The following is an 11517-nucleotide window of genomic DNA, read 5'->3' on the forward strand; positions in this document are numbered from 1 at the left end:
AACAACGTTCAGGAATGCGTTGGCGGTGAGCATGCCACTGCCAGGAGGGGGGTGGGAAGAGGTGCGGCGTGATCAGTCCGCCGGGCGGTCGATCAGGTGCATGAACGCCTCCAGGTTCCGCGTGGACTCGCCGCGGGAGACCCGCCAGGCGTACTCCTTGCGGATGGAGGAGGCGAAGCCCAGCTCCAGAAGGGTGTTGAAGGCGCCGTCGGCTGCCTCCAGGACCTGGCCGAGGAGGCGGTCGATCGCATCCGCGGTGACGGCGGCCAGGGGCAGGCGGGCGGTGACGTAGATGTCGCCGAGCCGGTCCACGGCGTAACTCACGCCGTACAGCTTGAGGTTGCGTTCCAGGAGCCAGCGGTGGACGCCCGGCTCGTTCTCGTCGGGGTGGCGGATGACGAAGGCGTTGAGCGAGAGGGAGTGGCGGCCGACGAGGAAGGAGACCGTCGTGGACAGCTTGCGTGTCCCGGGGAGCTTGACCACGTAGGTCCCGGGCTCGGGGCTCTCCCACTCCAGTTCGGCGTCCTTGAAGACGCCTTCCAGCACCTGCCCGGCCTTCTCGACATCACCCATGCGGGGAGCGTACGCGACGGCGGTGGGCCTGGGTCGCGGCCGTGTAGACCTCGGCGGTGGTGGCGGCGGCCGCGTCCCAGCCGAAGGACCGGGCGTGCCGGGCGGCGGCCTCCCCCATGGTCGCCGCGAGGGCCGGTTCGTCGGCGAACCGGCGCAGCACGCGCGCGTAGTCGGCCGGATCGTGGCCCTCGACCAGGAAGCCGGTCGCGCCGTCGCGCACGGCCACCGGGAGGCCGCCGACCGAGGCCGCGAGCACCGGGGTGCCGGCGGCCTGCGCCTCTATCGCGACCAGCCCGAAGGACTCGCTGTAGGAGGGCATGACCAGGACGGACGCGGCGCGGAACCAGTCAGCGAGCTGTTCCTGGCCGACCGGCGGACGGAAGCGGACGACATCGGCGATGCCGAGCCGGGCGGCGAGCTTCTGCAGTCCCTCCGGCTTGGCGAGGCCGCTGCCACTGGGGCCGCCGACGACGGGGACGACGATGCGGGAGCGCAGCTCCGGGCGCTCGTCGAGGAGGACGGCGACCGCGCGCAGCAGGACGTCCGGGGCCTTCAGGGGCTGTATGCGGCCCGCGAAGAGGGGGACCAGGGCGTCCTGGGGCAGGCCGAGCCGGGCGCGGGCCGCCGCACGGCCGTCGGCGGGGCGGAAGCGGTCCAGGTTCACCCCGGGGTGCACGACGGCGACCTTGGCGGGGTCGGCCGCGTAGTGCCGTACGAGTTCGTCGGCCTCCTCGGTGGTGTTGGCGATCAGACGGTCGGCCGCGGCGACGATCTGCGTCTCGCCGATGACCCGGGCGGCGGGTTCGGGGGTGTCGCCGTCGGCCAGGTTGGCGTTCTTGACCTTGGCCATGGTGTGCATGGCGTGCACCAGAGGGACGCCCCAGCGCTGGGCGGCGAGCCAGCCGACGTGGCCGGAGAGCCAGTAGTGGGAGTGGACGAGGTCGTAGTGGCCGGGGCGGTGGCCGGCCCAGGCCTGCATCACGCCGTGCGTGAAGGCGCACAGCTGGGCCGGGAGCTCCTCCTTGGCGAGGCCCTCGTAGGGGCCCGCGTCGACGTGCCGGACGAGGACGCCGGGGGACAGTTCGACGGACGGGGGGAGCCCGCCGGCCGTGGACCGGGTGAAGATCTCCACCTCGATGCCGTGCGCGGCCAGCCGCTGGGCCAGCTCCACGATGTAGACGTTCATGCCGCCGGCGTCGCCGGTACCGGGCTGGTGGAGCGGCGAGGTGTGCACGGAGAGCATGGCGACCCGGCGGGGCCTGCGGAGCAGCCGGAGCCGGGGGGCGACTGACGGGGAGCGTCGCCCGAGCCTGCTGACGTACTGGCTCACCTGGCTGTCCTCCTTGCTGCGGGCATGCCGAACGGAGGACCGACCTCGCCCTCCGACGGGGTGCAACAGTGAGCGGGTGCCCTGCCATTCCTGATCGAGCCCCGATCAAGCGGCTTTACCCAATCATGACCGCCATACGCTCAACCGTTCGATACGCGGGGGGTGCGCACGGTCGCCGGACGGCCACGACCGGCAGGCCCACGACCGGCAAGGCCCGTGCTTGACCCGACCCGGAGGGGCCTTTGAGTCAGCTTTGACCTGCGGCGATACAACCTTTGACAGGACACGTACAGGCCCGATAGACGCTTCCCTGTCGACTGTCCCCCTCGTACCTGAAGGACAAGCGTGCCTCTCTCCCACCGCGCCGCCCGGGCCGCCCGCGTCGCAGCCACGTCCGCCGCCGCGGCCGCGCTCTCCGTCGCCGCCGCCCAGACCGCGCTCGCCTGCAGCATCGCCGACTTCTCCGCCGCCCCCGCCTGCGACAGCACCGGCAAGCCCGTCATCCGCGTCACCGACAAGGACGGCTCCGGCACCCCGGCCACCGTCACCCTGAAGGTGGAGCTGAGCATGCCCGGCGGGGAGCGCGACGTCGACTCCGCGACGATCGGCCACCCGACCGCGCAGGGCGTGGACGTCGACCTGCACCCGCTGGACTGGTACGCCGGTGAGACCTTCGTGGTCCACGTCAAGGCCGGTGACCGGGTCGACGAGGACCTCGAGCCGCCGGTGGTCGTCCCGGACGACTTCAGCTGCGAGCCCGCCGAGAGCTCCTCCCCCTCGGCGTCGGCGTCGCCGTCCGACGACTCCTCCTCGGTGCCGTCCGCCACCCCGAGCCCGGCGCGGAGCAGCAGCAGCGCCGCCGCGTCTCCCGTGGTGAGCGGCGCCCCGTCGAGCGCCCCGTCGCCCGCGGGCGGCGGCACCCACCTCGCGGAGACCGGCGCCTCCGGCACCACCCCGGTGATCGCCGGTGGGGCGGCCGCGCTGGTGGCGGCCGGTGCCGGCATCGTCGTCGCGCTGCGTCGCAAGGCGGCCCACGGCTCCCGCTGAGCCCGTCGCCGGCCTCCGTGCCCCGCTTACCCTCGTAGGCATGAGAGCCCGCGCCGCATCCCTCCCCCACCCTCGGCTTCGCCCGAGCGCGGGGACCCCCGTCGTGGGAACGGTGACCCGCGGGACGACCAACCCCAACCGGCTGCGCCGCATGGACCGCTGGATCGCGGCCACGCACGGCGCCGAGCTGCGGCGCGCCGCCGACCCGGTGGCGGTCGACCTCGGCTACGGCGCCGCGCCCTGGACCGCGGTCGAGCTGCTCGGGCGGCTGCGTACCGTCGCACCCCGCGCGCGCGTGGTCGGCATCGAGATCGAACCGGAGCGGGTGGCGACGGCCCGGCCCTACGAGCGGGAGGGGCTGGACTTCCGGCACGGCGGCTTCGAGGTCCCCGTCCCCGGGCGCCCGCTGCTCATCCGGGCCGCCAATGTGCTGCGCCAGTACGACGAGGAGCAGGTGGCCGCCGTGTGGGAGCGGCTGTGCGCGCGGCTCGCCCCGGGGGGCGGCGGGTCGCGCGGCGGGCTGCTGGTCGAGGGCACGTGCGACGAGATCGGTCGGCGGCACGTGTGGGTGGCGCTCGGCCCGGAGGGCCCGCGGACGGTCACCTTCGCCACCCGGCTGGGCTCCCTGGACCGCCCCTCGGACCTCGCCGAGCGGCTGCCGAAGGCGCTGATCCACCGGAACGTGCCGGGTGAGCCGGTGCACGCCTTCCTGCGCGACTTCGACCGCGCCTGGGCCGCCGCCGCGCCCTACGCCGCCTACGGCGCCCGGCAGCGCTGGCTGCGCACGGTACGGGACCTGACGGCCGACTGGCCGGTGACGGACTCCCCGGCCCGCTGGCGGCAGGGCGAACTGACCGTGTCCTGGGAAGCGTTGGCGCCGGGCGTCGGCTGAGGCGGTCCGGGGCCGGGGCCGGGAGGCGACCCGGCCGATGTGCAGCCGCCTTTCCCTCCCGGGGCTCCCGGGATGTGCACCGCCGTGCGCCGTGCGCCGCGAACGGAACGATCTCCGTGCGTCGTTCGTCACATCGGCGAGGAGATCGTTCGTACGGGCGGGTGAAGGGGGAAATCCGACTTCGGACGACCTCTGTCGCTTTGCGCGCGGCCGTGGCACGATCCCTCAGGCGACCGCAAGTTACTGACGGTAAATCAGTTTGGGGGACGAGGTATGCGTACGGGCGAGCGCGGCCTGCTCACGGCTGCCCTGACCGTGGTCTGCGCGGTGACCGTGCTCGCGGCGCCCGGCACGGCGTTCGCGTCGGCGCGCACACCCACACCCACGCCGAGCGGGTCGGCAACTCCCCCGCAGAGCAAGGACCTCGAACAGGTCCGCGCGAAGCTCGACGGGCTCTACCACGACGCGGCCGTCGCCACCGACGCCTACAACGCGGCCGAGGAGAAGGCGAAGAAGCAGTCCGCCGAGATCGTCGAGCTGGCGAAGAAGATCGACGCCGGGCAGCGGAAGCTGGCCCGGCTCAAGGACCAGGCGGGCGCGGCGGCCCGGTCCCAGTACCGCACCGGCGGACTGCCGCCCACCGCCCAGTTCCTGCTCAGCAACGACCCGGGCCAGTTCCTGGACGGGGCCGGCCTGACGCTCCAGGGCCAGCGGGCGACGAACAAGCTGATCACCGAAGTGACCGGCACCCAGCAGGAGTTGCAGGACTACGCCGACGACGCCTCCGCGCAGTGGAAGAAGCTGGACGCGGAGCGCAAGGCCAAGGCCACGGCCAAGAAGAAGATCCAGCAGCAGATCGAGGCCGCGCAGAAGCTGGAATCGAAGCTGGAGAAGAAGGAGAAGGAGCGGCTCGACCAGCTGGAGCAGCAGGCCGCCCTGAAGGCACAGACGAAGTGGCTGGACACCGGCATCCTCGACAGGATCCACGGCAAGGCCTCCGCGCAGGGCGAGAAGGCGGTCACGTTCGCCACGGGCCAGCTCGGCAAGCCGTACGTGTGGGGCGCCGAGGGGCCGGACTCCTTCGACTGCTCCGGCCTGACCTCACAGGCCTGGGCCGCGGCCGGCCACCCCATCCCGCGCACCTCGCAGGAGCAGTGGAAGCAGCTCAAGCACGTCGACGTGAAGGACATGCGCCCCGGCGACCTGATCATCTACTTCGACGACGCCAGCCATGTCGCGATGTACGTAGGCGACGGCGCGATCATCCACGCCCCGCGCCCGGGGCGGACCGTGACGGTCGCGGGCGCCGGTTCGATGCCGATCCTGGGGGTCGTACGGCCCGACGCGTGAGCCAGGTCATCTCCCGACATGTCCCCGTGATGTGCGCCATGTGACCCAGTCCACCACCAACCTCCCGCAAAACCGGGGGCCGACGTGAGCTTCGTCATCCCCGCTCGTCGGGCGGGGTGTCCAACTGCGGTATGGAACGCGGCATATGACAACGGCCTGCGCGCGAGCGACGCGGCTCACACCATTCCATCGGGGTGGGAGCACCCGCTATGGTCCCGGTCGGTGGCTCGAGACCCCTCGACGCCGCCGTGCCCTCGGGGGGAGGGAAGGAACCCAACACGATGCCCGTACCCGTACCGCGGCAGAGAGCGATCCCGGCCGTGGAGAGTGGTCAGGCGCAGGCCGCCACCGCAGTCGGCGGCCCCCTCAAGGAAGAGGCCCACCGCGACGCCACGCCCACCAGCGGCACCGGCGCCACTCTCACCCTGCTGCTGATCGAGGACGACCCGGCGGCCTCGCCGATCGTGCCCGACCTGCTGGACTCGTCCGGCAAGCCGATCCGTGTCCGTACCGCCCGGAACCTCACCGAGGCCGAGCGGCTGCTCACCGACGACGTCCACTGCATCCTGCTGGACCTCGCGCTCCCGGCGCCCGGGGGCAGCGACGCCGACGACGAGCTGGCCGTGCTCAAGCACGTGCTGCAGCTCGCGCCCCGGCACGCCGTGCTGGCGCTGACCGCCTCCGGCGACGCCGAGCGCGGCGCCGAGGCCGTGCGCGTCGGCGCCCAGGACTATCTGTTCCGGGACGAGCTGGACGGCCGGCTGCTCAGCCGTGCCATTCGCTACGCGGTGGAGCGGAAGCGGTCCGACAGCGCCGAGCGGCGGCTGGCGGAGGGCCGGCTGCGCGCGCAGGAGAACCGCCGGCTGGAGCGTGGGCTGCTGCCCACCCCGCTGCTGGACGGCTCCGCGCTGCGCTTCGCCGCCCGCTACCGCCCCGGCCGCTCCCGGGCCCTGCTCGGCGGCGACTTCTACGACGCCGTCCGCACGCCCGACGGCACCGTGCACGCCATGATCGGCGACGTCTGCGGCCACGGCCCGGACGAGGCCGCGCTCGGCGTGGAGCTGCGCATCGCCTGGCGCGCACTGACGCTGGCCGGGCTGTGCGGGGACGAGCTGCTGAGCACGCTGCAGGAGGTGCTGGAGCACGAGCGCGCCGACGACGAGATCTTCGCGACGCTGTGCACGGTGGACATCGCCCCCGACGGCCGCCGCGCGGGCCTGTGCCTGGCCGGTCACCCGGCCCCGCTGCTCGCCCGCCCGGGCCGGACGGCCCGGCTGCTGCCGTACGACAACAACGGCCCCGCCCTCGGGCTGCTGCCCGGCGCCCGCTGGCCGCGGATGCAGGTGGAGCTGGGCGCCGAGTGGAGCCTGATGCTGTACACCGACGGGCTGATCGAGGGCCGCGTCGGCACGGACGGGGAGCGGCTGGGTCAGGACGGCATGGTGCAGATGATCCGTCGGCAGCTGTCCGAGGGGCTGCGCGGGGAGGCGCTGCTGCGGGCCGCGGTGAGTGAGGTGCGGGATCTCAACGGCGGTGAGCTGACGGACGATGTCGCCGTGGTGCTGCTGGACCGGGCGCCGTAGGCGCTCGCCGCAAGGGGTGGCCCACCGACCGCCGGGGAGCTGTCAGCGCCCGCCGTTCCACGGGCCGTAGGGGCCGTCGCTGCTGCTTCCGCGGCGGCGGCGCCAGCCGTTGCCGCCGGAGACCTGCCTGAGCGCGGGGCGTACGTCGACGATGTAGACGATGCTCGCGACCAGGCCGGCGACCGGCAGTATGCCGAGGATCGAGAACATCGCGCTGACCACGAGCGCGATGCCGAGGATGATCAGCCAGAACACCTTGTTCTGCTTGTCGGCCGCGCGGAAGGCGTCCTCGCGCCGGAACGCGGCGTCGAAGAGGCCGAACGCGGCCAGGGCCATGAGGACGATCTTCAACAGCCCCATGAACCCGTCGAAGCCCAACATCAGCATGCTGCCCACCGCCCGTTGTCTCCCGATCCCTGCCCGCCGTACGCGCCGTACGCGGCAACCGTACCCGTAGAACGGGCCGGACACCCCAGTGGTGCCCGGCCCGTCGGCGGCTCTGCCGGTCACTTCGCCGGCGGCGTCGTCTTCTTCGTGGCGGTGGCCTTGCGGGGGGCCGGAGCCTTCTTCGCGGCGGCCTTCTTGTCCGCGGCCGTCTCGGCCTCGTCGTCGGCCGGCTTCGGCTCGGCCTGGACCGGCTCGGGCTTGCCCTCGACGGCGATCGCCAGGTCCTCGATCTCCTCGGCGGCCTCGCCGCGCCAGCCCTTCACGGCCTGCTCACCGTGCTCGGCGACCTTCTCGTAGGCCTCGCGGGCCTTGACCGCGTACTCGGCGGCGACGCCGACCCCGCGCAGGGCCAGGTCCTGGGCGCTCTCGCCGAGCTTCTTCAGGTCCACGTCGAGGGTGCCGATGAACTCGGTGACCTTGGTCTGCAGGGTCTCCTGCGCCTCCTTGGCCCGGGCCGCGGCCCGCTCCTGGACGGCCTTCGGGTCGGTGTTGCGCACGGCCTCGATGCGGGCCGGGGCCTCGGCTCGCAGCTGCTCGACCAGGGCGGGCACCTTCTTGGCCTGCTGGAGGGCGAGGTCGGCGGTGCCGGCGGCGAAGTAGAGCGGAGTCGGGTCGCTGAGGGTCTTGCGCAGGTCGTCGGTGATGGCCATGGTGATCAGGTCCTCCCGGATTCGCGTTCGGCTGAGGTTGGTGTGGTCCGCGGCGCGGCGGCCGGAGCCCTGGTCCGGCTCATCCGGCCGTCCGCCGCGGGCCTGTATCGGCATCGTCCACGCCGGCCGTGCGGGTGCCGCGCACGGCGCTGTCGCCGGCCGCGGCCTCCGTGACCGGTGCGCCGTCCTCGTCCGCCGCCGGTTCGCCGCCCCCGAATCCGTTCTCTTTCCGGAAGGACTCGTAGATCTGCAGCAGCACCTGCTTCTGCCGCTCGTTCAGCGAAGGATCGGCGAGGATGACCGCGCGGGTCTCCACCTCGTCCCGGTCCCGTTCGGCGTCGAGGATCCCGGCGCGGACGTACAGCGTCTCGGCGGAGATGCGCAGGGCCTTGGCGACCTGCTGGAGCACCTCCGCGCTGGGCTTGCGCAGCCCGCGCTCGATCTGGCTCAGGTACGGATTGGACACGCCGGCGGCGTCGGCGAGTTGCCGCAGCGAGAGCTGGGCGTTCCGCCGCTGCTCGCGCAGGTAGTCACCGAGGTTGCCGACGTTCAGCGATGCCATGCCTCCACCTTGCCCCACCGCCGCTAACAATTGCAAGCATCCGCTTGCAAGAGTGTGTCGCGTCCGGCTCAGCGCGTGGTGATGCAGAACGGGTGCCCAGCGGGATCGGTGAGAACCCGCCACTTGTCCCCGCCCGCCTGGAGATCCGGCTTGCCCGCGCCGAGCTCCAGCAACCGGGCCTCGGCCTCGTCCAGGTCCTCCCCGACCGCGAAGCAGAGGTGCAACTGCTGGGGGACGACCTGGTCGGGCCAGCTCGGCGCCCGGTAGTCCTCGACCCGCTGGAAGCCGATGAAGAGCCCGTCCGCGCGGGTGAGACCGGCGAAGTCGGCGTCCGACTTCGGGTGCGGTTCGAAGCCGGTGGCCTGCTGGTAGAACGCCGCCAGGGCCGCCGGGTCGGGGCAGTCGAGCGTGATCGCGACCAGTTCCATCTGCGGGGACATGGCACCTCCGGGTCGGCCAGTGGACTTCCTTGCCGTACGGGACGCTACCGGGGACCGGGGCGGGGTCAGTCGGTGACGAGGTCCTCCGGTGCGGAGCGGGCGAGTCGGGCGAGAGTGGCGAGGGCCCGGGAGAGGGCCTCCGGGCGGGGGGAGCCGAGACCGAGGCGGACGGCGTTCGGGGCGTGGTGGGCGCCGACCGTGAACCCGGCGGCGGGCGCCACGCCGACGCCGTGCCGCGCGGCGGCGGCGACGAAGGTGTCCGCGCGCCACGGGCGGGGCAGCCGCCACCAGCAGTGGTACGAGCGCGGGTCGCTCTGCACGGCGAACCCGGCGAGGTGTGCCGCCGCCGTCTCCTGCCGCACGGCCGCGTCCCGCTGCTTGGCCTCGACGAGCCTGCGCACGGTGCCGGCCCGCTGCCAGCGGTGGGCTGCCTCCAGGGCGAACCGCGCGGGGACCCAGCCACCCGAGCGCAGGGCGGCGACGATCTCGCCCGCCAGGGCCTCGGGCGCCACCACGAAGCCGAGGTTCAGACCGGGGGCGACGCGCTTGCTCAGGCTGTCGATCAGGACGGTCCGCTCGGGGGCGTACGCGGCGAGCGGGGGCAGTTCGTCGCGCAGGAAGGACCACACGGCGTCCTCGACCGCGGGGATCCCGAGCCTCAGCAGCACGTCGGCCAGCCGCTCCAGGCGCTGCGCGGGCATCGAGAGCGAGAGCGGGTTGTGCAGCCTCGGCTGGACGTAGACGGCGTGCAGCGGGGCGGCGGCGTGGGCCTCCTCGACGGCCTCCGGGATCAGCCCGGCACCGTCCATGGCCAGCGGGACCAGGGTGATGCCGAGCCGGGCGGCGACGGCCTTGACGACCGGGTACGTCAGCTCCTCGACGCCGAGCCGCGCGCCCGGCGGCACCAGGGCCGAGACGACGGCGTTGAGCGCCTGCCGGCCTCCGCTCGCGAACAGGATCCGCGCGGGGTCGGGGCGCCAGTGACCTGCGGCGAGGAGGTCGGCGGAGGATTCCTGAACGGCCTCCGGGCCCGACGCGCCGACCGGCCGCAGGACCGCGCCCAGGGCGTCGGGCCGCAGCAGCTCGCCGAGACCGTCGGCGAGGAGGGCACTCTGCTCGGGTACGACCGGATAGTTGAGCTCCAGGTCGATCCGGCCGTCGGCGGGTTCGGTGAGCGCGGAGGCGCCGGGCGCGGGCCCCGCGGACACCGCGCGGACGAAGGTGCCGCGCCCCACCTCGCCCACGGTCAGGCCGCGGCGGGCCAGTTCCCGGTACACGCGCGTGGCCGTGGAGCCGGCGATGCCGTGCCGCCGCGCGAACTCACGCTGCGGGGGAAGCCGGTCGCCGGGCCGGAGGGCACCGGCCGCGATCTCCTCGGCCACCGTGTCGGCGACGCTCTGGTAGTCCTTCACGCGCCCACCCAACCACAGCATTGCACCGAGTGCAATGAGAGCGAATCGATGTGGATTGCATCGATCGGCGGCAGGCAATAGGCTCCGCCCACCGCCCGAGATCGGGAAGGGGGTCCAGGGCCGGTGAACACGACGACGCACACGAGGGACTCCCTCGCCGACTCGCTGCGCGAGTACGCCGCAGGCTGGCAGCGGCTGCTGCGAGACCCGGGGCTGGGCAGCCGACGCACGGGCGTGCCCGCCTGGTCGCCCCTGGAGCGCGGCTGTCACGTCCGGGACATGTGCCTGTTGTTCCCGCTCCGCCTCGATGCAATTCTCGGGGCCCCTCCGATTGCACCGATGCCGTCGGCGGCCGGTCCGGAGGTGCGCTACCGGGACGAGGAGCCACTGCGGGTGGCGGGGGAGCTGGGGCGGGCCGCCGCCGCGCTGGCCGACCGTCTCGCCACGCTCACCGCCGACGACTGGGACCGCCACGATCCGCGCCTGGCCGACCCGCGGCTCACCGTCGAGTTCCTCACCCGCCACCTGGTCCATGACATCGCGCACGACCTCGCGGAGGCCGGGCGCGCCACACACCGAGCGAACAAGGGGTCCTGATGGTCGAAGCGAGCGGCATCCTGGGCGTGGCGGCGGTGGCACTCGGCATGGTGCTCACCCCCGGCCCGAACATGATCTACCTCGTCTCCCGCAGCATCACCCAGGGCAGGCGGGCCGGGATGATCTCCCTCGGCGGTGTGGCGCTGGGCTTCATGGTGTACCTGGTCGCCGCGAACCTGGGCCTGTCGGTGGTCTTCACCGCCGTACCCGAGCTCTACCTCACGGTGAAGCTGGCCGGCGCCGCCTACCTCGCCCATCTCGCCTGGAGCGCCCTGAAGCCGGGCGGCGTCTCCGTCTTCGCCCCGCAGGACGTGCCGCACGACTCGCCCCGCAGGCTGTTCACGATGGGCCTGATGACGAACCTGCTCAACCCGAAGATCGCCGTCATGTACGTGTCGCTCATCCCCCAGTTCATCGACCTGGACCGCGGGCACGTCCTGCTCCAGGGCCTCGTCCTCGGCTCGGTGCAGATCGTCGTCAGCATCGCGGTCAACCTCGGCATCGTCCTGGCCGCCGGCACGATCGCCGTGTTCCTCGCCCGCCGCCCCTCCTGGCTCAAGGTGCAGCGGTATCTGATGGGCACGGTGCTCGGCGCCCTCGCGGTCTCCCTGGCCGTGGGTCAGGAATAGGGGGA

Annotated in this window: 13 protein-coding genes; 6 read left to right on the plus strand and 7 right to left on the minus strand. The window is 73.1% G+C overall.

Features of this window, described 5'->3' with window-relative positions; translation table 11 throughout:
- Positions 1 to 72: 72 nt before the first annotated feature.
- Positions 73 to 573, minus strand: a complete 501-nt coding sequence (locus ACIHEJ_RS19990; protein WP_400137219.1) for a YbjN domain-containing protein — start codon at positions 571 to 573, stop codon at positions 73 to 75.
- On the minus strand, positions 566 to 1903 hold the full coding sequence (mshA, locus tag ACIHEJ_RS19995; RefSeq protein WP_400137222.1) for a D-inositol-3-phosphate glycosyltransferase: 1338 nt from the start codon (positions 1901 to 1903) through the stop codon (positions 566 to 568). Before mshA ends, ACIHEJ_RS19990 begins: the two co-directional genes overlap by 8 nt.
- Positions 1904 to 2248: 345 nt before the next feature.
- Here mshA and ACIHEJ_RS20000 point away from each other — a divergent pair, with 345 nt between their 5' ends.
- From ACIHEJ_RS20000 to ACIHEJ_RS20015, 4 genes are all read left to right on the plus strand, one after another.
- Positions 2249 to 2950, plus strand: a complete 702-nt coding sequence (locus tag ACIHEJ_RS20000) for an LAETG motif-containing sortase-dependent surface protein (RefSeq protein WP_400137225.1) — start codon at positions 2249 to 2251, stop codon at positions 2948 to 2950.
- 103 nt (positions 2951 to 3053) lie between these two features.
- Positions 3054 to 3842, plus strand: coding sequence for a class I SAM-dependent methyltransferase (locus ACIHEJ_RS20005; protein WP_400137227.1), 789 nt, complete (start codon positions 3054 to 3056; stop codon positions 3840 to 3842).
- Positions 3843 to 4115: 273 nt separating this feature from the next.
- Entirely contained in the window at positions 4116 to 5192 is a 1077-nt protein-coding gene (locus ACIHEJ_RS20010; protein ID WP_400137230.1) for a C40 family peptidase, read from the plus strand.
- A gap of 281 nt (positions 5193 to 5473) precedes the next feature.
- Positions 5474 to 6775, plus strand: coding sequence for a PP2C family protein-serine/threonine phosphatase (locus ACIHEJ_RS20015; protein ID WP_400137233.1), 1302 nt, complete (start codon positions 5474 to 5476; stop codon positions 6773 to 6775).
- 42 nt (positions 6776 to 6817) lie between these two features.
- Here ACIHEJ_RS20015 and ACIHEJ_RS20020 read toward each other — a convergent pair whose 3' ends face one another.
- The 5 genes from ACIHEJ_RS20020 to ACIHEJ_RS20040 all read right to left on the minus strand — a co-directional run bounded on the left by ACIHEJ_RS20020 (position 6818) and on the right by ACIHEJ_RS20040 (position 10286).
- Positions 6818 to 7162: a DUF2516 family protein gene (locus ACIHEJ_RS20020; protein ID WP_400137236.1), complete on the minus strand. Its 345-nt coding sequence runs from the start codon at positions 7160 to 7162 to the stop codon at positions 6818 to 6820.
- Positions 7163 to 7281: 119 nt separating this feature from the next.
- Positions 7282 to 7872: a hypothetical protein gene (locus ACIHEJ_RS20025; protein WP_400137239.1), complete on the minus strand. Its 591-nt coding sequence runs from the start codon at positions 7870 to 7872 to the stop codon at positions 7282 to 7284.
- A gap of 79 nt (positions 7873 to 7951) precedes the next feature.
- Positions 7952 to 8434, minus strand: coding sequence for a helix-turn-helix domain-containing protein (locus ACIHEJ_RS20030; protein WP_400137242.1), 483 nt, complete (start codon positions 8432 to 8434; stop codon positions 7952 to 7954).
- A gap of 68 nt (positions 8435 to 8502) precedes the next feature.
- Complete coding sequence (locus ACIHEJ_RS20035) at positions 8503 to 8874, minus strand: VOC family protein (RefSeq protein WP_400137245.1); 372 nt, start codon at positions 8872 to 8874, stop codon at positions 8503 to 8505.
- A gap of 65 nt (positions 8875 to 8939) precedes the next feature.
- Positions 8940 to 10286 carry a PLP-dependent aminotransferase family protein gene (locus ACIHEJ_RS20040; protein ID WP_400137248.1) on the minus strand — a complete coding sequence of 449 codons (1347 nt, stop codon included), beginning with the start codon at positions 10284 to 10286 and terminating at the stop codon, positions 8940 to 8942.
- 123 nt (positions 10287 to 10409) lie between these two features.
- Here ACIHEJ_RS20040 and ACIHEJ_RS20045 point away from each other — a divergent pair, with 123 nt between their 5' ends.
- Positions 10410 to 10883, plus strand: coding sequence for a hypothetical protein (locus ACIHEJ_RS20045; protein ID WP_400137250.1), 474 nt, complete (start codon positions 10410 to 10412; stop codon positions 10881 to 10883).
- Positions 10883 to 11512 (plus strand): LysE family translocator, encoded by a 630-nt coding sequence (locus tag ACIHEJ_RS20050; RefSeq protein WP_400137253.1) that lies wholly within the window; start codon positions 10883 to 10885, stop codon positions 11510 to 11512. Before ACIHEJ_RS20045 ends, ACIHEJ_RS20050 begins: the two co-directional genes overlap by 1 nt.
- Positions 11513 to 11517: the final 5 nt, after the last annotated feature.

The sequence above is a fragment of the Streptomyces sp. NPDC052301 genome (assembly GCF_044593395.1).
Taxonomy (GTDB): domain Bacteria; phylum Actinomycetota; class Actinomycetes; order Streptomycetales; family Streptomycetaceae; genus Streptomyces.

What these genes read in the sequence shown, in the direction of transcription:
- ACIHEJ_RS20010 (WP_400137230.1), top strand. Translation starts at nt 4,116, where the DNA reads ATGCGTACGGGCGAGCGCGGCCTGCTCACGGCTGCCCTGACCGTGGTC.
- ACIHEJ_RS20025 (WP_400137239.1), bottom strand. Translation starts at nt 7,872, where the DNA reads ATGGCCATCACCGACGACCTGCGCAAGACCCTCAGCGACCCGACTCCG.
- ACIHEJ_RS20020 (WP_400137236.1), bottom strand. Translation starts at nt 7,162, where the DNA reads ATGCTGATGTTGGGCTTCGACGGGTTCATGGGGCTGTTGAAGATCGTC.
- ACIHEJ_RS20030 (WP_400137242.1), bottom strand. Translation starts at nt 8,434, where the DNA reads ATGGCATCGCTGAACGTCGGCAACCTCGGTGACTACCTGCGCGAGCAG.
- ACIHEJ_RS20015 (WP_400137233.1), top strand. Translation starts at nt 5,474, where the DNA reads ATGCCCGTACCCGTACCGCGGCAGAGAGCGATCCCGGCCGTGGAGAGT.
- ACIHEJ_RS19990 (WP_400137219.1), bottom strand. Translation starts at nt 573, where the DNA reads ATGGGTGATGTCGAGAAGGCCGGGCAGGTGCTGGAAGGCGTCTTCAAG.
- ACIHEJ_RS20050 (WP_400137253.1), top strand. Translation starts at nt 10,883, where the DNA reads ATGGTCGAAGCGAGCGGCATCCTGGGCGTGGCGGCGGTGGCACTCGGC.
- ACIHEJ_RS20035 (WP_400137245.1), bottom strand. Translation starts at nt 8,874, where the DNA reads ATGTCCCCGCAGATGGAACTGGTCGCGATCACGCTCGACTGCCCCGAC.